We start from the raw sequence: 20,673 nt of genomic DNA on the forward strand, positions 1-20,673 counted from the left end.
GAGTGATTACTCACTTTTTTCGAGGGGGATGTCCAATGAGCCTCATTGCCGCAGAAGCCGGAAACGGCCAACGCGCTGCCGTTGCGGAACTTCGCGAGGTTACCCGCCGATTCGGACGCCGCACCGTGCTCGACCGCTTGACGCTCCGCGTTGGCCGTGGCGAGCTGTTCGGCCTTCTAGGGCCGTCCGGCTCCGGGAAAACAACGCTGATCAAGCTGATCACGGGGATCGACAAAGCCGACGGCGGAACGGTAGAGCTGCTTGGCGAGCGGATGCCCAAGCTGAGCATGTTTCGCCGCTTCGGCTATATGGCCCAGTCCGATGCCTTGTACAACGAATTGACCGCAAAGGAGAATCTGCTGTTTTTCGCTTCTTTATACGGGCTTAAAGGCGTCAAACGCAGCGAGCGGATTCAAGCGGCGGCGGCCGTCGTCGATCTGCTCGACCACTTGGAAAAGCCGGTGGCCGCTTTCTCCGGCGGCATGAAGCGGCGGCTGTCGCTCGCCATCGCGCTGCTGCACGAGCCCGAGCTGCTCGTTCTCGACGAGCCGACGGTCGGCATCGATCCCGTGCTGCGCCGGTCGATTTGGCAGGAGCTACTCAGATGGCGCGACAGCGGAACCACCATTATTTTGACGACGCACGTGATGGACGAGGCGGAACATTGCGACCGGATCGGCCTGATCCGGGACGGGCGGCTGACCGCCGTAGGCAGTCCGGGCGAACTGAAAGCCCGCGCCGGCGCCCAAACGATCGAAGAAGCGTTCATTTTGCTGGGAGGAGGCGATCGGACATGAGAACGCGCGCGCTGGCGGTACGCATTATCCGTCAATTTATCCGCGACAAGCGGACGCTGGCTCTGCTGTTTGCGGCGCCCCTGCTCGTGCTGACGCTCGTGCATTTCGTGTTTAACGGCCAGACGGTGAAGCCGCATATCGGCACGGTCCAGGTGCCCGCTCCGCTAACGGAACGGCTGGAGCAGGCCGGCGCCGATGTCCGCTCCTTCGACACGGCGGAGCAGGCGGAAGCGGAAATGCGAAAAGGCAAGCTGGATGCGATCGTCTCCGTTCGCGGCGGCGTTCCTTCCATCCTGCTGGAAGGCAGCGACCCTTCGGTAAGCAAAGCCGCCCTTCTCGCCATTCAACAAACCGTGCAATCCGTCGCGGGCGGCGCCGGCGTTCAGCCTGCCGTATCGTATATGTACGGAAAAGAAAGCTTGACCTCCTTCGACTCGTTCGGACCGGTGCTGATCGGCTTTTTCTCCTTTTTCTTCGTCTTCCTTCTCGCCGGGGTCGCGTTTCTTCGCGAGCGCACGACCGGGACGCTGGAACGTCTGCTGGCGACGCCGATCCGCCGCACGGAGCTGGTCGCCGGCTATTTGTCCGGTTTCGGACTGTTCGCGCTGCTGCAGGCGGCTTTGATCGCCTGGTTTGCGGTCGACGTGCTCGGGCTGTATATGGAGGGCTCGATCTGGCTTGTCCTGCTGGTCAATTTGCTGCTGACGATGACGGCGCTCACGCTGGGAACGCTGCTGTCCTCCTTTGCGGGCAACGAGTTTCAGATTATCCAGTTCATCCCGGTCGTGATTGTTCCGCAGTTTTTCTTTTCGGGCCTGTTCAATCTGGACGCGATGGAGCCTTGGCTGCAAAACGTCAGCTATGTCATGCCGCTTTACTACGGCGCCGACGCGCTCAGGGGCATTATGATCCGGGGAGAAGGACTCGGCGACATTTGGGCGGATGTGCTGGTGCTGCTCGGTTTCTCGGCGGCGTTCGCGCTGCTGAACGTATTGGCCTTGAAAAAACAGCGTCCGATTTAATGAAACGCGCCCGAATGTGATAAGATCATGCTGACGGCCAACGTTAAGATGCATGAAACTGTCGGGAGTGGAAACGAAAAATGGACGCACGAGTCGAACCGTGGATGGACGAACTGCTGCAGCTTTCGTTCGAATCGGATCGGATGACGGAAAAACAAAAACGAATCGTCAAAGCGGCGATCGAAGTGTTCGCGGAGAAAGGCTTCGCCGCATCGTCCACCAGCGAAATCGCGCAGCGAGCCAAAGTGGCCGAGGGCACGATCTTTCGCCACTACAAGACGAAAAAGGATCTGCTGCTTAAGATCGCCACGCCGGCCATGATCAAAATGCTCGCCCCTTTCTTGCTCCGTGAGTTCCGGGGCGTGCTGAAGACGGACTACGAACGCTTCGACCAATTTTTGCGGGCGCTGATCGAGAACCGGATCGAATTCCTCGAACAAAACATGTCGTTGTTCAAAATTCTCGTCCAGGAGCTGCCGTTTCATCCCGATCTGCGGGAGCAGTTCCAGCAAATCGTCCTGCAGCAGGTGATGGCGCGCGTCGATCCGATCGTCAGCAAATTCAAGGCGGCGGGCCAGATCGTCGACCTCCCCGTCGCAACGATCGTCCGCCTTTGCGTCTCCGTCGTGATGGGCTACGTGCTCGCCCGGACGTTCATCGGCCAGCAGAGCGGCAGCCGGTGGAACGACGAGCTGGAGCGCGAAGCGACGATCGAATTTATCATGAAAGGGCTCGCTCCTTCCGGACGGGCCTGATCTTGTTGTCGGACAAGGCCGGGCCGGGTGCAAGGAAGCCGCGGCAAGTCCGGCATGCCGACAAAAAAACCGCCGGAAGCGGCGCTTCCGGCGGCACTTGCCGCAGACCCGGCTTTAGCTTTTTGCCCGCGCTTTCACTTTGTTCTGAAGCGGCGGCAAATGCTTCATGCTCCGCAGCATCGGACCGCCGCACAGCGGGCATGCCTGATTCGGGGTGGCGAATTCTTCTCTTACCCACGCCCGGCAATCGGCATTTCTGCATTTCCAAATCCTCGTCGGCTTCAAAGCCGTTTTTGCGTCTTCACTTGCTGCCAATCGGTACTTCCATCCTTCCTTGCATGTTCGGGGTCTTTGAAGCATCGCCAAAAAACCCGCGCCGCTTCCGGTACGGGTTGCATGCCAAAAAGCGGGCCGACGATCCGCCGGCCCGCTAAAGCCTTTCAAAGCCCTTATTGCTTAGAGAAAGCTTCCGTAAGCACGGGTACGATTTGCGACTTGCGGGATACGACGCCCTTCAGATAAGCTCTGTTGTTTTCCAGCTTCACGTTGTACGCTTCTTCGACTTTGCCGGCCGCTTTGCCCAGCGCGACGCCGATCGAATCGTTGTTCAGGATGTCGGTAACGACGAACAGGAACAGATCCAGACCCTTTTGGGCAATAATGCCGTTCAGGGCGTCTTCCAGTTCCGCTTGGCGCGCCAGGACATCGTTCGTATCGACCGCATTGACCTGCGCGATTTCGACTTTGGCTCCGCCCATCGAGAATTCTTTGGAGTCCAGCGAGATCAGTTCGGCGATCGACTTGTCGCTCAAGTTCGCTCCGGCTTTGAGCATCTCCAGACCGTAGCTTTCGGCATCTACGCCTGCGATTTCCGCCAGCTCGCGGGCGGCCGCGACGTCTTGCGGCGTGCAGGTCGGCGATTTGAACAGCAGCGTATCCGAGATGATGGCGGACAGCATGAGGCCGGCGATGTTGCGTTCGATGGCAACATCATGCTCTTTGTACAGCTTCTTCAAGATGGTGGCCGTGCAGCCTACCGGCTCGGCGCGGTAGTAAAGCGGACCGCTCGTCTCGAAGTTCGCGATGCGGTGGTGGTCGATGACTTCCGCCACGCGCACTTGGTCGATGTCCGAAACGCTCTGCTGGCGCTCGTTATGGTCGACCAGAATGACTTCGCTCGTCTCGCCGGCAACCGTCTCCACAAGACGCGGAGCGGCCGTCTGGAACTTGTCCAGCGCAAATTGCGTTTCGGCGTTCACGGCCCCGAGGCGGACCGCTTCGACGTCGAAGCCCAGCTTTTTCTTCAGATCGGCGTAAGCGATCGCGGAGCAAATCGTGTCGGTGTCGGGATTTTTGTGCCCGAAAATCAGAACTTTCCCCATCTTCATACTCCTTTTAACGTTTGTTCGGCGAGAAAAGTATACCCCAGATTAGCGTAGCCAAGCAAGCGCCTTCCGGCGGTTGTCTGAGTCAAGCTAGTGTGGGCACCTTTTTGGGGTTCTGGATGGATGGTGCAATCATGGGCAACGCACCACGCTTTCAGGGACAGGCCGCTGCTTCGGTACTCTGCAACGCGTGTGGCCCATAGCTGCCGAAGCTGTTCTTTTTCCGTCATGAGGCAACCTCCTTGCGGTTTGGTTGTCTTATTTTCTCACAGGTTTCAATCCCTTTTTAACGCTTACCTTAAGGGAACCTACAAGTCGGCTCCTGTCCGTCGAAATCGCTATGCGAAAAGGGGTTCGCTACAACGCACCCCCTATTTACACAAGCCCTCGGAATCGCCTATTGGCAATCCCGAGGGCTCAAGAGTTTAACCTAGCGATATATTGATGTCCATTAAGGTTGGTGAACCACCTAGTGCGACCCCGCATGCTAGGTAGTGCGAGAGGTCTGGGGCCATCCGCCCCTACCTACTCGTTTGCGCTAATTCACGCAGAACATCTATAATAATCTCTTCTTTAATTGGGGTTGAGTAGGATCCATCGTCAAACTGTTTAACAGAACCTATGCCATTCATGAATACGAAACGTATCTCACCTTGCCTTACTTTTTTATCAGTATACATTTACTCTAACCCGGCGGTTTCCGGCGGTTTGGCGCACGTCCCGGCGGCAAAAAGTACAGGTTCTCCGAATAAGCTGAAAATGGGGTGATCGCGATGGCCTTCATTCAGCTGAATCGGGTGAGCCGATTTTACCGTGCGGGCGGAAAAGTCGTGAAAGCGCTTGACAACGTCAGCCTGAGCATTCAAAAAGGCGAATTTGTGGCCATTGCCGGCCCTTCCGGCTCCGGCAAGTCCACGCTGATGAACATTCTCGGCTGCCTCGACGTTCCGGACGAAGGCGCGTACGTCCTCGACGGCGTGAACGTCGCAACGCTTTCGCCGGGCAAGCTGGCGGAAATCCGCAACCGCAGCATCGGGTTCGTCTTTCAGCAATTCAATCTGCTTCCCCGTCTGACCGCCTTCGCCAACGTGGAGCTGCCGCTCATTTACCGCGGCCTCGATAGCCAAACGAGAAAACAAGCCGTTCTGCGCACGCTGGCGGCCGTCGGCCTGGCGGACCGCAAGGCCCACCGGCCTGCGGAGCTTTCGGGCGGCCAGCAGCAGCGCGTCGCCATTGCCAGGGCGCTGGCGGCGGATCCGCCGCTGCTGCTCGCCGACGAGCCGACCGGCTCGCTCGACCGGAAGGCGGCGGAAGATATCCTTGAACTGCTGAGGCGGCTGAACGAGCAGGGCCGAACGGTCGTCCTTATTACGCACGATCCCGGCGTAGCCCGGTGGGCGCGAAGAATCGTCGCGCTCGAGGACGGCAAGATCGCCCCGGCGGATTCCGGAACGCGCCTTGCCTGACAGCCGGACCGGTTCAATCGGGAGAAGGCCCGAGCGGAATCCAGTACTCCGAAAATTCTTCGATAATATTTTCCCCTTGCATATAAACCCAGCGGAAATGAAACCGTTCCCCCTCGTATCCCGTCCGCTTGCGGATATCCGGAACGATCACCGTTTCCAAATTTTCGAGCAGGATGCGCTGCATTTCCGAAAACCGCCGCTCGTTCGCGGCTCTCCGCTCCTCGGCTTGCTCCTCGGACTCGGAGGTTTGCAGGTAGTAGGCTCTGCCGACCTCTTCGTCCGTCATCTCGTTTGGCAGCGGCGCTCCCGAGCCGCGGAACACCTCGCGGACGGTGCGAAGCCAGTCCTGGTACAAATCGATCGTGACATTGACCATGCGTTCTCCTCCTTGACAGTCCCTCCTATCATATCACAGCCCGAATCGAATAGGGACCGTCAGGCGGCGCTGGCCTCATCGGCGCGGTTGCCGAGTCTTGTGCGGACGATTTGCAGCAGGATGAAGACAAGCGCGAACAACTGCGGAACGGCGGTCTCCCATGTCGGATAAAAACCGAGCCATGACACGGCCGGTGCCGGTTCGAGCAAATGCGAAGGGAGCTGACCGGCGATTTGCAAGGCGTGAAGGCTCTGGCCGAGAAACTTGAACGCCAAAAAATAGATCAAAGCGGTCGCCAGCGCGAAGAACGGCCGGATCGGCAGCCGGGAGCCGCCGAGCACGATGACGAAGCCGAGCGCGACCAGCGCGGCAGCCGCCGCTCCGATCCCGATCAGCAGCCGGGACAGCCCGATGGACGGAACCATCCCCATATAGAAAACGGCCGTTTCCGCTCCTTCCCGCGCGACCGAAAGCCCTGCGATGGCAAACAAGGACCACCGCCTGCCGCTGGACAACGCCGAACCCGCATGCTTTTGGATGTACCGGTTCCAGGCTTTAGCGTTGGCTTTGCCGTGCAGCCAGATGCCGACGGCGAGCATCATCGCCACCGAGGCCAATCCGAAATAGCCTTCGACCATTTCCCTGGTCGTTCCGGCGTACACGGCCGCCACCGCGTAGGTCAGCGCGACCGCGAGAGCGACGCTGACCGCAAGTCCGGCCGAGGCTCCGCCCCACACCCATTTGGCCTTGTCGAAGTTGCCGGTCCGCTTCAGGAAGGAGAGAAGGGCCGCGACGACAAGCAGCGCCTCCGCCCCTTCGCGCAGCAGAATGACGGCCGCGTCCCAGGACGTATACGAGGTTGCGTCCGCATAGGGCTCCAAGGCCGCGATGAGCGTCCGGACGCTCGCTTTCGCCCGTTCGGCGTCCGGCGGACTGGAAAGCAGATAGCTGGAGGCGCGCGTCATTTCGCTCTCGATGGTGCCGTACGCGCTCTGCGACCGGGTGCTGACCGCTCCTTCCGCCGCCGGCCATTGCAGGACGAACGTCTGCATGCTGCTTAGCGCCTCGTCCGTCCGGCCTTCGTTCAGCGCCGTTTCCGCTTGGCGAAGCAGACCGATCAACCCCGCGATCGTGACGTTTTCGCCGGAAACGGCGGCAGCCGATGTTCCTTCTACATAACCTTTAACCGATCCGATCAGCGCGGACAGGCCGCTTTCGGCCGCGGTCTTCCGCGGAGGTTCAGCCTGAAGGGGGATCCGCGCCAGGCTGATCTTCGCTTCGATGTCCGCATAGGCCTGAGCGTCGGACGAACGCACCTTGCTTTCGAATTTGCCCCATTCGTTCGAAAATTGCTTGAAACGAAGCCGGGCCTCGTCCCAGTCCCCGCTTGCCGCTCCCGCGAGCGCCTGCTCCAATACGGGAAGCAGCTTTGCGGCCTTCGCCTTGCCTTCCGCCGATGTGTCCTCCTCCGGCTTGACTGCCGACACATAGCCGCGGACGGCTTTGGCCAGTGCGGAAATCGCCCGGTAGGCCTCCTCCGGCTGCTTGCCCGCTTCGGCCAAAGCGGCTTCCGCCGCGGCAAGCCCGGCTTCCACTTCGTCTGCGGCGTCGGACCCTGCGCCGGACGCAGACGAGACCGCATCCTGCCAGGCGGCCTTGAATTGCTGCAACTGCTCGCCTGCATTCGTCCACTCGCCCTTGCCCGCATCGACCAGCGCGCCGCCGACAAGCGGCAGCAGACGGTCCACCGGCTCGTCATCCGCGGCGGCGGCTCTTCCCCCCGCCAGCGCTGCAATAAGCAGCGCCACGGCGGCAGCGGTTGCGAACGCTTTGCGGAATTTTTTGCTCATGACCATAACCCTTCCCCGATGTATCCTCCCCGGCTGACGCCCGGAAAGCAGGCGAACACGGCGCTGCCGATATGAACGATATATTCGTTTAATTTGTCCTGCCGCGCCAGCCGATCCTGAAGCGGTACGAACTGCGAAGCGATATCGCGCTGAAAGCAAATAAAGAACAGGCCGGCGTCAAGCTGCCCGCTTCGGGGTTCGATGCCGCTCGAATACGAATAGGACCGGCGCAAAATTTTGACGCTGCCGTCCCCGTGGCTGAGGCGAACGTGCGATTGAACCGGAATCACGTACGTTCCGTCCGCGTTCTTCTGCTCCAGCGCCTCCTCGAGCGAATCGAATTCGTCTTGCCGGCCTAGCGGCGCCCCGCTTGCGCGATGGCGCCCGAAGGTCGCCTCCTGGTCCTGCAGCGACGAGCGGTCCCACACTTCGATCCGCATCCGGATTTTTCGCACGACCATGTAGGTGCCGTTTTCCATCCATGAAGGACCGTCGGCCTTCTGCACCCAGACGTAACGGTTCATCAGGTCGGGATCGTTCACATCCGGATTGCCGGTTCCGTCCTTGAATCCGAGCAGATTGCGTGGCGTCCCCGCCTTCGGATCGGCTGCACCGGAACGTTGGAAGCCTTCCTGCATCCATTTGAGCACCGCCTTGCCGCGCGCGATGCGGATCAAATTCCGGATCGCGTGAAACGCAACCTGCATATCGTTCGAGCACACCTGCACGCCGATATCGCCGCCGCACCACTCCGGCTGCAAGCTTTCTCCCGGAAAGGGAGGCAGATCCGCAAAGGTCGGCGGCCGTTTCGATTTCAGACCGAACCGGCCGTCGAACACGGACGGTCCCACGCCAAACGTCACCGTCGTTCGCGCGGGCAGCAGGCCGGCCGCCTCGCCGGTGTCTTTGGGCGGCAAAAACGCGTTGTCGCTTTCCTCCCCGACCGGCTTTCCCTCCGTCAGACGCGCTGCCGCGTCGGTCCAATCCTGAAACAGCTTGCGTACGTCTTCGATCCGTTCCGTCACCAGGTCAAACGAGGCAAAGATCAGAAAATTTTGCGCGGGCGTGACGATGCCGGCCTGAACCTTGCCGTAAAACGGAACGCTCTCTTGATTATCCCCCGTTGGCCGCGAGTCGAAGCCCTTGGTCAGCGAAGCCGCAAGCCCTTTGCCCGCGATCACGCTTCCGCCGACCATGGAGCCGAGCAGCAGGCCAAGCCCGCCCGCCGCCCCCATCTTCAGCACCTCGCGGCGGCTGAGCAGCGTTCCCTGGCGCTTCGGATCGCCGTCTTTCCGATTGCCGTTTCCCATCGCGTTTACGCCCCCAGTACCGTTCCCATTTGCGACAGCGGCTCGGCCAGCGCGTCGATCAGCTGGCTCAGCTTCTTCGTTTGATCCGGCTTCAGTTCCGTATAAATTTTATAGCCGTCCCCTTCCTTGTATTGCGCAAGATCGGCCTTCAGATCGGCGAACTTCCGCTCGATATCGGAAGCCAGCGAAGCGTCCTTCTTTTCGAGCTCGGGCCTCAGCAGCTCGAATATTTTCTCCGCTCCTTCCACGTTCGCCGCGAAGTCGTACAGATCCGTATGCGAATACCGTTCTTCTTCGCCGACGACCTTGCTGCTGGACACTTCGTTCAGCAGTCCCACCGCGCCGGTGACGAGCATGTCCGGGCTGACCTCGACCGTCTCGACCAGCGCGCGAAGCTGCTGGCTGTCGCTCAGCAGTTGGTCGGCATATTTGTCCTGGCCTTCGACCGACTTCTGAACCCACAGCGCCTTCTCCAGGCGGTGATAACCGCGCCATTCGCTCTCGTCGACGTCGCCTTCGCGCGCGTCGATGTTGGGGTCCAGGTCTCCGAACGATTCGGCGATCGGCTCGATTCTTTCGTAATACATGCGGGAAGGCGCATACAGCTCCCGCGCTTTCTCCACATCGCCGGCTTTAACCGCATCGACGAACGCTTCCGTAGCTTGAACGAACAGGTCGGTCTGTTCGATGACGTATTTTTTGTAGGATTCCGTTGCGGCTTTCAGACCCTCGCTCTCTGCGGCAGCGGCAGCCGTAGCCGTCCCTTCCGCCTGCGGCGAAGCCGTCTCCTCTTTGGACGAACAGCCCGTCAGCATGATGGCAGCCCCTAAAATCCCCGTCGCCAATGCCGTAACCGATTTCTTCATGGACGCTTTACATCTCCTTGAATAATGCATAGTAAACGAGAATGAATCTCATTCCCAGCAATAAATATAGCGCATTGCACCTGCCTGCGCAATCGGAATCTTCGTGAACGGCGCGGCCTGGCTGAAAATCGCCGAAATCCGGCAGTCCGCCGGTTGGACGGGAATACATTTACAAATTTTTTGTCATGATACAAGGAGGGGGGGCTGCCAAAAACGATCCGTTGACAACCGGGCACCCGCATGATATATTTAGATCAGAAATTAGATTAAGTTTAAGTTTAAATAAGGGATAAGGAGGAACTTACATGTCAAACGTTGCTTCCGCATTGAACAAACAAGTCGCCAACTGGACCGTGTTGTATGCCAAACTGCATCAATACCATTGGTACGTGAAAGGCCCCCACTTTTTTACGCTTCACGAAAAGTTTGAGGAACTCTACAACGAAGCCGCTTCCCATCTGGACGAGCTGGCCGAGCGGCTGCTGGCGATCGGAGGACGCCCCGTAGGGACGCTGTCCGAAAGCCTGAAGCTGGCCTCCGTCAAGGAAGGAAGCGGAACCGAAACCGCCGAAGAGATGGTTGCCGCCGTCGCCCGCGACTTCGCCTTGATCCGGGACGAGCTGAAGCAAGCCATCAAGACGGCGGAAGCGGAAGACGACGAAGTGACCGGAGACCTGCTGCTGGGCATCCAATCCGGTCTGGAAAAGCATATCTGGATGCTGAACGCTTTCCTCGGAGCCGCAAGTCCCAAGGCGACCGTCAACGTCTGATCCGCAGGCGTTCCGCCCGTAACGGAGAAGCCTCCCGTCCGCGCCTGATGCGCGCCGGGAGGCTTCGTTTTTACGATTTGAATTTTCGCCAATCCAGATTGCTGTTGTCGAGCAGATAGGCAAAGTCGTTTTCGAGCCGCTTTTGCTCGGCTGCCCTGGCTTCCGCTTCCCGCTTTCTCCGCTCTTCCGCCCGCTTTTGCTCTTCCGCCTTCCAAGCTTCGGCCTGCGCCTTCAGCTTGCCCAACGTCTCGGCGTCAAGCCGGTCGCGGAGCGTTGCCGGTTTGTCCGCCGGCGCCGGAACGGTATTTCGGTTTTGTTTTTTTGCCGCCATCTTGGTTTCACCCTCCCATTCGCAACAAACGCCAATATCGCCCGCGTGTTTGGCTCTAGGTTTTGGGGCGGCGCCACTTGGCGCGCTTGACGGAGAAAAACACGCCCAGCAGCAGGACGCAAAATACCGCGTACGACCCGATCAGCAGCCAAACGTTGGCGTCCGGCATCAGGATGGACGAAGTGATGATGCCGAACAGCCAAATATGCGACAGGTTGCCCACGATCGACGAGATCAAATAAGCGCCCGGCTTGATCGTCGAAATGGCGGACAGAAACGAAACGACGTTGTTCGGCATGACGGGAAGCGTGCGCAGAAAGATGATCGCCCACAGTCCGTAATCCTGAACGTATTTGGTCCACTTTTCGTACCGCTTCAGCCTGGCCTGCATTTTGCGGTTGAACCAGTCGGCCAGGATCGACTTGCAGAAAAAATAGACCGCAACCGCCGCGAGCGTTCCCGCCAGCCAGCTCACGATCATTCCGTTCACAATCCCCAGCGCCGAAATGTTCAGCATGATGATCGTCGTAAAAGGAAACAGTCCGAGCAGCCCTTGAATCAGGGCCAGCGGTATCGTAAGGATGAGCAAATGATAGCCATCCAGTTGCGTCGCTTCGATCAATTGGTCGATCCAGCCGTTGATGGCCTCCCCCACTTCTACCACTCCAAATCTATCAAATGGCTTGCCGCACGCTATCCTATTATATAACAATACGCGATTTCATGCTTGCGGCTTGACCGATTCGATAATGAGCGCGGTGTACGCCTTCGCGCCTTCCGGCTTCAGATGCACCCCGTCCGGATAAAAGTAGTCGTCGTGGTTTTTGCTGGCCGCGTACCAGTCGATAAGTTCGACGTTCTCGCGTTCTTCGGCGGCTTTCTTCAGCGCGGCGTTGACGTTGTCCTGCCATTTGCGCGGCACCCGCGTGTTGATCAGGACGACGCGTTCCGCTTGGCCGAGCGAGTCGAGCAGCCGGTTGAGCTGTTTGGCGGAAAACGTACCGTTCGTGCCGAGCTCGATGACCACCTTGCTCCCGAGCGTCCCCTCTTTCCGCATCTCCTCGATCAATTCCGGCGCGTCATAAAGCTGGCGTCCCTTCTCGCCGTCCACCCGGATGCCGGGCAGGCGCTCCTCCAGATAGGGCGCGACGCCGAGAATGATCGAATCGCCGATCACCGTAATGTCTGCGCCCGATCCCGCGCCCGCATCCGGCCCCCCGCCGGCAGGCGGAGAAGGCCGCGCGTCCGGCCCGGAGCCGCCCGGGCGTCCCGGCGGCGCGGGGGTTGCGGACGGCTGCGCCGGCGGTTCGGCCGTCCCGGCGGGACCGGCCGGTTTCAAGCCGGCGGGCAAGACCGGAGCGTCGGACGGGCGCCCGTCCTGCGGCGATTCCGGCGGCTGCGTTTCCGTCCGGTCGGTCATGCCGATCGGCCCCGTCTCGGGCGCCGCGACCTCGACCGCCGCCTTGTCGGCGATGTTTGCGCACAAGGCGCCAAGCAGCAGCAGCCCCGCGGCGGCGGCAGCAGCTATGCCCGCCCGGTTGCCGGCGAGCAGAAGCCGAACGTTGCGCCCGAAGACGCCGGTGCGAACCGGCTGCTCGATCCAGCGCCAGGACAGCGCGGCAAGGCCGAGCGTCAGCGCAAGCTGCAGCGCCATTCGGCCGTAATCCGGTCCTTCCGTGCTCGCCGGCGGGCTCGTGAGGACGAATACCGGGTAATGCCACAAATAGATGCCGTACGATCTCACGCCGATCCAGCGGAGCGGCGCGATGCCGAGCAGCCGGCCCAGCCGCCCCTCCTTGTGCACGACGGCCGCGACGACGGCGACCGTGGCGGCGGCGAGCAGAAGGAAGCCGCCGGGATAAAGGAAGGCGTCGTATTCCCCGACGCCCAGGATCATGGCAAGCGCGGTCAGCAGCCCGATCCCGCCCAGCGCGTCCAGGACGGTAAGCCCGCGTCCGCGCACGAGGTCGGACAATCGGCCGCTAGGCAACAGCAGGGCAGCCGCCGCGCCGATCAGCATTCCGAACGCGCGCGTGTCGGTTCCGTAGTAGACGCGGCTCGGATCGGTACCCGGCGTATAGAGCAGCCACATGGCAAACGCCGAAAGCGCCGCGACCGCCAGCGCCAGTACGGCCAGCGCTCCCCGCCGCTTCAGCCAGCGCAAGGCCAGCGCAACGAAAAGCGGCCAGACGACGTAAAACTGCTCTTCCACCGCGAGCGACCACAGATGGCCGAACGGCGAAGGCGGTCCGAAGCTTTCGAAATAGGACACCTTGTGAAAGATAAGCCACCAGTTGTTTACATATAAAATCGCGGACAGCAAATCGCCGCCGAGCTGCGTCAGCCGGCTTTCATCCGTTATCCAAAGCCAGAATGATACGGCCGCCAGCATCGTGAGCAGAGCCGGCAAAAGCCTGCGCGCGCGCCGCCGCCAAAACGCCCCGAGCCGGATCCGGCCGTATTGCTGCCGATCCGCGATCAGAATATCGGTAATCAAATAACCGGAAAGAACAAAAAACATTTCGACGCCCAGAAATCCGCCCTGGGCCCAAGGCATTCCGAAGTGATAAGCGATGACGGCCAGAACGGCTGCCGCTCGAAGTCCGTCAAGACCCGGTATGTACCGGTAATGGCGATTCGTGGGTTTGGGCATACCCGCTTGCTCCTTGCTGCTAAATTTCATGTGTTGATTTGCCGTTACAACTTCATCTATATTCGCGTTCTTCCGGTTACAAGCTGGCGTTTTTCCCCCCTTTTGCGAGCGCTTTTGCTTTCCCTTAATAGACGACGGAGCCCCTCTTGGCGTTACAGCGAAACCAAAGAAAAAAAGCCGCTTTGGGCGACTTTTTGTGCGGTCTTCTATGTCGATTTTGTTCGGTTCTTCGTTCCGGAAGGCTCGCGGTCGAAGAACAGATGCCTGGCGCGCAGGCTGCCGCCTTCCAGCTCCATCACGCCGAACGAATAGGCGGGCTGCCTTCTTTTGTCCGTCGGAGAGCCGGGGTTAAAGATCAGAATCCCGTTCAGCACCTTCGCCACCGGAATATGGGAATGCCCGTAGACGATCGCCTGCACGGCTTCCCCTTCGAACGCCCGAATGGCGTTTTGTTCGGTGTCTTTTCTGGATGCCGCTCCGTGTCCGTGCACAAGCCCGATCGCGACGTTTTCGAAACGGACGATTTTTCGATAGCCCAACCGCTTTACGACCTCCGGTCCGTCGTTGTTGCCCGCGACGCCGTAAACGGGCGCAAAATCCGACAGTTCCTTGAACAGCTTGAGGTCGGTCCAATCTCCGGCATGCAAAATGGCGTCCGCAGCGGCCAGTTCCCGCACCAGCGGCTCGGGCAGCTTGCGGGCCATCCGGGGCATGTGCGTGTCCGCGACAACGACGATTTTCACCCTCGCTCCCTCCTTGCCGCGCATTCGAACGCACGGCGATTTTCCATTAGTATATGCTGCCTAATGAAGCCGCGCAAAATGTTCAAAAATAACAAAACGTCAGTAAATAAGACGATTTATTATTGATTTCGAATATGTTTATGTATATATTGAATCACATAGTAACTTTTATTAAACGATTTATTTCGTTATGAATGCAACGAACGGAATGAAAATGGAGGTTTCAAGCCATGACGCAGCCCGAAAAAAACGGACATTCCGCAGCGCCGGCACTCGACGAGGTCGACCGGCAAATCATCGCCGCCCTGCTCAAAAACGGCCGCATTTCGTATACCGACCTGGCCAAGGAGATCGGCCTCTCCCGCGTGGCGGTGCAATCGCGCATCAACGCGCTGATGGAGCGCGGCGTGATCGAACGCTTTACGGCCGTCATCAATCCGGCGAATATCGGGCTTCAGGTGTCCGCTTTTTTTAACGTCGAAGTCGAGCCGAAATTTTTGCACGAGGTGGCCGACAAGCTGGCGGACGAACCTTCGGTCACCAGCCTTTACCACATGACGGGGCCGAGCAAGCTGCATATGCACGGACTGTTTGCCGACAATGCGGAAATGGAATCTTTTCTCAAAGATAAGCTGTACAAAATGCCCGGAATCACGAGCGTCGATTGCCAGGTGCTGATTACGCGGTACAAAAGCCGCATGGGAATGAGGTTGTAACATGGCTGAAGAAACGGAGAAAAGGACGGGCGCTTACGCGCAGCTCGCGTGGGCGATGATCAAAACCGGAATATTGGGTTATGGAGGCGGGCCTTCCGTCATCCCGCTCATCCGCTACGAAGCCGTAACGCATTACAAATGGATGAACGACGACGAGTTCGGCGAGGTGCTGGCCATCGCCAATGCGCTGCCCGGCCCGATCGCCACGAAGATGGGCGCGTATTTGGGGTATCGCCTCAAAGGCGTTGTCGGGGCGGCCGTCGGCGTGCTCGCGCATATTTTGCCCTCCTGCATCGCCATGATCGCCCTGCTGTCGGCCGTGCAATATTTGAGCGAATCGCCGGTCGTTCAGGGCATGATCGGCGCGGTGACGCCCGTCATCGCCGTCATGCTCGGGGAAATGGCATACCAGTTCGGCGAAAAAGCGGTCAAAGGACTCGGGGTCGCGCTCGGCATCGTTTTCTTCGGGCTGTCGTTCGCGCTGCTGCAGATCATCCACCTGCATCCGGCCCTCGTCATCGCGCTGTTCCTCGCCTACGGGGCTTTCCATTACCGGGCGTCCGCCTGGTTCAAACGCCGCCGCCAGGAAGCAACAGGGAGTAACGGAAGCAATGACGGCGATGGAGACAACAGCGATAACAGCGGCAAATAGCGGCAACAGCGGCAAATAGCGGAAATAGCGGCAAACAGCCTTCTTAAGGAGCGTAGTTTATGGACTTGATCAACCTTATCGTCGGCTTTTTTCTCGCGAACGTGCTCGGATACGGAGGAGGTCCGGCTTCGATTCCGTTAATGTACCAGGAGATTGTGAACCATTACCGCTGGACCACCGATCGCGAGTTTTCCAATATACTCGCGCTCGGCAATGCGCTGCCCGGCCCGATCGCGACCAAAATCGCCGCCTTCGTCGGCTACGACGTTTCCGGCCTGGCCGGAGCGCTCGCGGCGCTGGCCGCTACGGTCGTCCCATCCGCGGCGGCGCTGATCGTGCTGCTCAAGGCGCTGCAGCGCTTCCGCCGGTCGGACGCCGTCAAAGGCATGACGCTGCTCGTGCAGCCGGTCATTGCCGTCATGATGCTTCTCCTGACGTACGAGATGGGCGAAAGCTCCATCCATCATATCGGCCTCTGGCAATCGCTGGGCATCGCCGCCGTCGCCTTCTGGGCGATGATTGTCAAGAAGATCCATCCGGCCCTCGTCATCGTCGCCGCTTTCGTCTACGGCGGCATCGTGCTGCCGCTGGTTTGAAGCTGCGGCGCCCCGCTTCGGGCAAGTTCGGACGTGTTCCGGCAGCCCGGCCAAGTCCGGGTGGAGGTTCGGACCTTTTCGAATACGTCCAGGGAAGTCCGGGAGGGTCCGAGAAAGTCCGGGTAAGTCCCGGAGGGTTCCCAGAAAGTCCGGAAAATTCAGGGCGGGTTCGAGCAAATCCGGGCCAAAACCAGTCAAGGCCGAGCGGGTTCGATCGGGTTCGGACAGGTTACGAAAGCCGGACCGGACAACCGCATTATTCAGGCCCCGAAGGCCCCGCGCCTTTCGGGGTTTGCCTTTTATCGGCGCCGCATGTATAATGACAAAGCAAACAAACGTTCCCGTTTCAGGGGACGCGATTACGCGACGCTTTGGAGGCACTATGAAAGGAACGACCCATTTGGCCGTAGGAGCGGGAATCGGCGTAACGGCCGCGTTCGTGTACCCTATTCGTCTGGAGGACGCCATCCTGTACGCAGCCGTCACCGCTTTTTCCGCGCTGAGCGCCGACCTTGACGGCACCAATCTGCTGAGCGCCAAGCTCGGCAAAGTCTCCCGCTTCATCCGCGAAAGCGCCCTGTGGACGGGGATTTTATCCGTCGGCTGCTTAAGCTGGCTGTATTTCGCGCGCGGCCTGTTGTACCCGAAGCTTGCGATTGCCGCCGTATCGCTGCTGCTTCTCGGGCTGCTGATGAAGCAGGGCTTCATGCGCAACCTGCTCGTCAGCCTCATCGGCGCCGGACTCATTTATGCGGGATGGAACTTTCGGCTGTACGGCCTGATCGGGTTGGGCGTCTTCGTCGCCTGGGCTCCCTGGCTGAACCACCGGGGGCTGACGCACACCGTATGGGCCGTTATCGCCTGGGGCGCGATCGCCCGCGCCTTCGAGGAAGAATGGGGCATCCCCGGACTTATGAATTTTGCGGTCGCCGGCTACCTGTCCCATCTGCTCCTCGACACGATGACGCCGAGCGGCGTCAAATGGCTGTTTCCGATCAGCAAAAAGTCGTTTAAGATCCGGTTTTGAGCCCGATATTCCGGGGTGCCCGCCCCCGCAAGCAAACGAAACATCCTTTCCTCTAGTCCGGCGAGCGGGGTGCTAGATTTAATTGCCGCTATGACACTTCGATCGGGGGAACGCGCGAAAACGGCTTGGCCGTTGCTTTTTGGGCAACTACAGCCCCGATTCCCCGCCTCCGCGGGCCGGATGCCCGGTGTAATTGCCGCTATAGCAATTAAATCGGGGGGTCGCGCGAAAACCTGCTCTGCAATTGCTTTTTGAGCAACTGCAGCCCCGATCCCCCGCCCCCGCGGGCCGGATGCCCGGTGTAATTGCCGCTATAGCAATTAAAACGGGGGCTTGCGCAAAAACCGGCTCTGCAGTTGCGGTTTTGGCAACTGCAGTCCGGCTCGTCCGCTCCGGCGGGCGGATACGAAAAATGAACCTCCAGAGACCACTCTTTTACAGTGGTTTCGGAGGTTCATTTTTTCTATATGGGGACCGGTATGAGAACCGGCTTTTGGGGTATTCCCTTTATTCCCTTTAGATCAGCCCATTTTCAGCACGCAATCCAACGGTGACGATTTCGCACGGTCCGACCGGCAACGCGAATTCCCCGGAAGGCTGCGCCGCCAGCGGCTGGACCTGCTCTTCCAGAATGTTGCTCTTGTATGCGCCCGCGATCGGCACATCCGCCGCGATCGTCAGCGCCGCGTCGTCCCGGCTCAGGTTATACCAGCGCAGCATGAGATCGCCGGTTTGCTCGTTGCGCTTCATGGAAGAGGAGGCAAGCTTCTCCCCCGTCCAGCGAAGCGGAGCGTAGACGGGCCGGATATCGCCTGCATGCACCCCGGTCTGGCAAACCGTCCATGGCGCCTGGAACTGGTAGGCTTGCTCGTACGCGCCGGAACGGATGCCTTCCCCGTCATGGGGAATCAGCTTCAGGCGAGCCGCGCATTCGCCGAGGCATTGCGCTTCCGGCGTCGGGAACAAGCCCCAGTCGCCCAGTTCGCCGACGGCGCGCAGCAGCGTGACGGCAATCGTATTGCGGCCGTCGCGCAGCACCTCGTACTCGTTCAGCCCCAGATTGGCCACCGTAAGCCCCGCTCCGTCGCCGCTGACGTCAACAAACGCCTGCTGATGCTGCGTATAGCTCGGGTTTTCCCACTCCGGCGCCGGAACGTTGTTTCTCGTTGCGATCTCGAACAGAGAATCGGCGTTATGCGTCTCGGCGGCCACATCGGTCGGGAACAGCATCCGAACCCGATGATCCTTGGCCCGGTTGTCGAAGGAGGATTCGATTTCCACGCCCCGGCCCGACCTTTCCAGGCGGACAACCGTGCGGATCGTAAGCGGCACCTTCATCTTCGAACGCCGCGCCTTGCGGTAGGGATAGTAGACAAGCTCCCGCTGCTCCTGCTCCAGCCGCTCATCCGCCGAGGCCGGAATCTCCCAGTCGTGGACGATTTCCAGGCTGGCGCGGTAAGGCGTGTTTTCGACGACGGAAATCCGGGCGGACAGCCCCTTCGTCGTCAAGGGCGGCTCCCCTTCCGGCTGCTTGAACATATATTCGTTGCCGATGTCGCCAACGTCCTCGTAAATGCCGAGATCGCGGAAAACGCGGCCCGTTGCTTTGTCGGTCAGCGCAAACGAGCCGTCGTCGGCCACTTCCACCTTCAGAAATTCGTTTTCGAGCGCGCGATCGCCCGCAACCAAAGAGGATACGAGAGCTGAAGATGGCGGAGCTGCGGATTCGGGAGCCGAAGCCGACGTGGACGCGGCAGCCGTGGAAGCGGCAGTCGAAGCCGCCGCGCCGCTCGCCGCGCGAACCCAGGCGTACGTTCTCAGTCCGAGCGCGGGCACATCCGCCGCTTCGAAGACCAGCTTCACCCGGCGGCAGAAATACGGTTGACGGAACTTGTCGTCCGGCAGGTCGTAGCCGAACTGCAGGCCCAGATCCTCAGCCGTGCATTCGACAAGGGCGCCCCGCTCGTCCACGAGAACGCGTCCGGACAGATCGAGCGACTTGATCTTCCGGGCCGCCTCCTCCAGCGTATAGCCGTCGCGAAAATACAGCCGTTCCGCGTCCAGCTCGATCGTCACGACGCCCGTCCGCGGCGTGCCCGTCGTGTTGAAGACGACGACCGGGCGCGCGTCGGAACCGAACCGTTCGAATCCGGTCGTATCGATCCGGTCGGCAACATAGGCTGCGCTCGCTTCGATCACGCTTTCCGCCACATGGCGGCTCTTGTCGAAGCGGGTGACCATCTCGCGGTGCACCTCGTCGACGCTGCAGCCGCAAATGCTGTCGTGCGGATGGTTTTGCATCAGCGTTTTCCAGGCATACGTCAGCAAATGATGCGGGTAGCTTCCGCCGTGCAGCGAGGCCAGCGCCGCCAGCGGTTCCGCCGCTTTCTCCAGCAGCGCCTGGCCGAGCTGGTTCATCTGCTTCAAATAGACGCGGGAAGACGCGGTGTTGACGAGCGTTCCCCAGCCGTCGGTACGCTGGCTGCGCAGTTCGCCGTAAACGGAAGAAAGCTCCTTGTCGATGGCGCCTTCCAGCGCCCGGACATAATCCGGCAAGCTCGAGTGCACGAACTCGACATCCGGAAAAAGCCTCCTTGCGGTCCGGATCGCCTCGGGCAAATCGAGCTGAACCGGCTGATGGTCGCAGCCGTTCATAAACAGCAGCTCTCCGGTCGAGGCGTACTTTTCCGCGTCGGCCAGCTTGCGCTCCCAGTATGCCCTGGCCTCCGCCTCGTTCTTCGGCACTTCGTTGCCGTTCGAATACCAGTTGGCGAACAGAACGCCGAGCACCTTCGAGCCGTCCGGGCCGACCCACGTCAATTCGGAAAAGGAGGACTCGTACCCGCCGTAGGAGACGGTGTTGTTAAAGCCCGTCGGTTTCACGCCGCGTCCGAAAAACACATTGCGGATGCCCGCCTGCCGCATCAGCTGCGGCGTTTGCCCGGCCAGGCCGAACGTGTCCGGATAATAGCCGATTTTGGCCGGCTGCCCGAAGCGCTTCGCGTCCTGATGTCCGATTTGCAGGTTGCGGACATTCGCTTCGCCGCTCGTCAGAAACGCATCCTGCAAAATGTACCACGGACCGATGATCAGCCGGCCTTGGCGAATGAGCTTTTCCAGGCGGTCTCGTTGCTCCGGACGAACCTGCAGGTAATCCTCCAAAATAATCGTTTGCCCGTCCAGATGGAAGCTCCGGAATTCCGGATCCCGCTCCAGCTTGTCAAGCAGCGTATCGATCAGATGGACAAGCCGGACATGGTGTTTCTCGTACGGCAAGTACCATTCCCGGTCCCAATGCGTATGGGAGACGATATGCGCGGTTTTTCGGGGGTTTGCCATGATATCTCCTTTCGCGTCT

At 60.0% G+C, this 20,673-nt stretch carries 21 protein-coding genes; 9 read left to right on the top strand and 12 right to left on the bottom strand.

Features of this window, described 5'->3' with window-relative positions:
* The first annotated feature begins 35 nt into the window (after window positions 1–35).
* From F560_RS0102025 to F560_RS0102035, 3 genes are all read left to right on the top strand, one after another.
* Entirely contained in the window at window positions 36–797 is a 762-nt protein-coding gene (locus tag F560_RS0102025; protein ID WP_019004035.1) for an ABC transporter ATP-binding protein, read from the top strand.
* Window positions 794–1,819: an ABC transporter permease gene (locus tag F560_RS0102030; protein WP_019004036.1), complete on the top strand. Its 1,026-nt coding sequence runs from the start codon at window positions 794–796 to the stop codon at window positions 1,817–1,819. The genes F560_RS0102025 and F560_RS0102030 overlap by 4 nt, the downstream gene beginning before the upstream one ends.
* Before the next feature lie 80 nt (window positions 1,820–1,899).
* On the top strand, window positions 1,900–2,574 hold the full coding sequence (locus F560_RS0102035) for a TetR/AcrR family transcriptional regulator (RefSeq protein ID WP_019004037.1): 675 nt from the start codon (window positions 1,900–1,902) through the stop codon (window positions 2,572–2,574).
* Between the two features lie 114 nt (window positions 2,575–2,688).
* On the opposite strand, the gene F560_RS0102040 is transcribed toward F560_RS0102035, so the two are convergent.
* The 3 genes from F560_RS0102040 to tnpA all read right to left on the bottom strand — a co-directional run bounded on the left by F560_RS0102040 (window position 2,689) and on the right by tnpA (window position 4,189).
* Window positions 2,689–2,934 carry a cold-inducible protein YdjO-related protein gene (locus F560_RS0102040; protein ID WP_051088285.1) on the bottom strand — a complete coding sequence of 82 codons (246 nt, stop codon included), beginning with the start codon at window positions 2,932–2,934 and terminating at the stop codon, window positions 2,689–2,691.
* 89 nt (window positions 2,935–3,023) lie between these two features.
* Window positions 3,024–3,956: a manganese-dependent inorganic pyrophosphatase gene (locus tag F560_RS0102045; RefSeq protein WP_019004039.1), complete on the bottom strand. Its 933-nt coding sequence runs from the start codon at window positions 3,954–3,956 to the stop codon at window positions 3,024–3,026.
* A 2-nt stretch (window positions 3,957–3,958) separates the two neighbouring features.
* Entirely contained in the window at window positions 3,959–4,189 is a 231-nt protein-coding gene (gene tnpA / locus F560_RS0102050; RefSeq protein WP_019004040.1) for an IS66 family insertion sequence element accessory protein TnpA, read from the bottom strand.
* A 543-nt stretch (window positions 4,190–4,732) separates the two neighbouring features.
* On the opposite strand from tnpA, the gene F560_RS0102055 reads away from it, so the two are divergent.
* The gene (locus tag F560_RS0102055; RefSeq protein WP_019004041.1) at window positions 4,733–5,425 is read left to right on the top strand and encodes an ABC transporter ATP-binding protein; all 693 of its coding nucleotides are present in this window, start codon (window positions 4,733–4,735) and stop codon (window positions 5,423–5,425) included.
* Window positions 5,426–5,438: 13 nt separating this feature from the next.
* Here F560_RS0102055 and F560_RS0102060 read toward each other — a convergent pair whose 3' ends face one another.
* Genes F560_RS0102060 through efeO form a run of 4 tightly spaced genes read right to left on the bottom strand, consistent with a single transcriptional unit; the run spans window position 5,439 to window position 9,827 of the window.
* Window positions 5,439–5,801, bottom strand: coding sequence for a hypothetical protein (locus F560_RS0102060; RefSeq protein WP_019004042.1), 363 nt, complete (start codon window positions 5,799–5,801; stop codon window positions 5,439–5,441).
* 59 nt (window positions 5,802–5,860) lie between these two features.
* On the bottom strand, window positions 5,861–7,651 hold the full coding sequence (locus tag F560_RS22250; protein WP_019004043.1) for an FTR1 family iron permease: 1,791 nt from the start codon (window positions 7,649–7,651) through the stop codon (window positions 5,861–5,863).
* Entirely contained in the window at window positions 7,648–8,961 is a 1,314-nt protein-coding gene (efeB, locus tag F560_RS0102070; protein ID WP_019004044.1) for an iron uptake transporter deferrochelatase/peroxidase subunit, read from the bottom strand. The genes F560_RS22250 and efeB overlap by 4 nt, the downstream gene beginning before the upstream one ends.
* A gap of 5 nt (window positions 8,962–8,966) precedes the next feature.
* Window positions 8,967–9,827: an iron uptake system protein EfeO gene (efeO, locus tag F560_RS0102075; protein ID WP_019004045.1), complete on the bottom strand. Its 861-nt coding sequence runs from the start codon at window positions 9,825–9,827 to the stop codon at window positions 8,967–8,969.
* A gap of 305 nt (window positions 9,828–10,132) precedes the next feature.
* On the opposite strand from efeO, the gene F560_RS0102080 reads away from it, so the two are divergent.
* A complete protein-coding gene (locus tag F560_RS0102080; protein ID WP_019004046.1) occupies window positions 10,133–10,597 on the top strand; it encodes a Dps family protein in 465 nt (154 codons plus the stop codon).
* Between the two features lie 70 nt (window positions 10,598–10,667).
* Here the strand turns inward: F560_RS0102080 and F560_RS0102085 are convergent, their stop codons facing one another.
* The 4 genes from F560_RS0102085 to F560_RS0102100 form a co-directional block, all read right to left on the bottom strand.
* Window positions 10,668–10,928, bottom strand: a complete 261-nt coding sequence (locus F560_RS0102085; protein ID WP_019004047.1) for a YqkE family protein — start codon at window positions 10,926–10,928, stop codon at window positions 10,668–10,670.
* A 55-nt stretch (window positions 10,929–10,983) separates the two neighbouring features.
* Entirely contained in the window at window positions 10,984–11,583 is a 600-nt protein-coding gene (locus tag F560_RS0102090) for a TVP38/TMEM64 family protein (RefSeq protein WP_019004048.1), read from the bottom strand.
* Between the two features lie 66 nt (window positions 11,584–11,649).
* Window positions 11,650–13,581, bottom strand: coding sequence for an acyltransferase family protein (locus F560_RS0102095; RefSeq protein ID WP_019004049.1), 1,932 nt, complete (start codon window positions 13,579–13,581; stop codon window positions 11,650–11,652).
* 206 nt (window positions 13,582–13,787) lie between these two features.
* Window positions 13,788–14,324, bottom strand: a complete 537-nt coding sequence (locus tag F560_RS0102100) for a metallophosphoesterase family protein (RefSeq protein WP_019004050.1) — start codon at window positions 14,322–14,324, stop codon at window positions 13,788–13,790.
* 230 nt (window positions 14,325–14,554) lie between these two features.
* Here F560_RS0102100 and chrS point away from each other — a divergent pair, with 230 nt between their 5' ends.
* From chrS to F560_RS0102120, 4 genes are all read left to right on the top strand, one after another.
* Window positions 14,555–15,040 (top strand): chromate efflux transcriptional regulator ChrS, encoded by a 486-nt coding sequence (gene chrS, locus F560_RS0102105; RefSeq protein WP_019004051.1) that lies wholly within the window; start codon window positions 14,555–14,557, stop codon window positions 15,038–15,040.
* Between the two features lies 1 nt (window position 15,041).
* Window positions 15,042–15,692 (top strand): chromate efflux transporter ChrB, encoded by a 651-nt coding sequence (gene chrB, locus F560_RS0102110; protein ID WP_019004052.1) that lies wholly within the window; start codon window positions 15,042–15,044, stop codon window positions 15,690–15,692.
* 59 nt (window positions 15,693–15,751) lie between these two features.
* A complete protein-coding gene (gene chrA / locus F560_RS0102115; protein ID WP_019004053.1) occupies window positions 15,752–16,288 on the top strand; it encodes a chromate efflux transporter ChrA in 537 nt (178 codons plus the stop codon).
* A gap of 382 nt (window positions 16,289–16,670) precedes the next feature.
* Window positions 16,671–17,315 carry a metal-dependent hydrolase gene (locus tag F560_RS0102120; protein WP_019004054.1) on the top strand — a complete coding sequence of 215 codons (645 nt, stop codon included), beginning with the start codon at window positions 16,671–16,673 and terminating at the stop codon, window positions 17,313–17,315.
* Window positions 17,316–17,831: 516 nt separating this feature from the next.
* Here F560_RS0102120 and F560_RS0102125 read toward each other — a convergent pair.
* Window positions 17,832–20,654: an alpha-mannosidase gene (locus F560_RS0102125; protein WP_019004055.1), complete on the bottom strand. Its 2,823-nt coding sequence runs from the start codon at window positions 20,652–20,654 to the stop codon at window positions 17,832–17,834.
* Between the last annotated feature and the right edge of the window lie 19 nt (window positions 20,655–20,673).

Origin of the sequence: Cohnella laeviribosi DSM 21336 (genome assembly GCF_000378425.1) — a bacterium.
Taxonomy (GTDB): domain Bacteria; phylum Bacillota; class Bacilli; order Paenibacillales; family Paenibacillaceae; genus Cohnella; species Cohnella laeviribosi.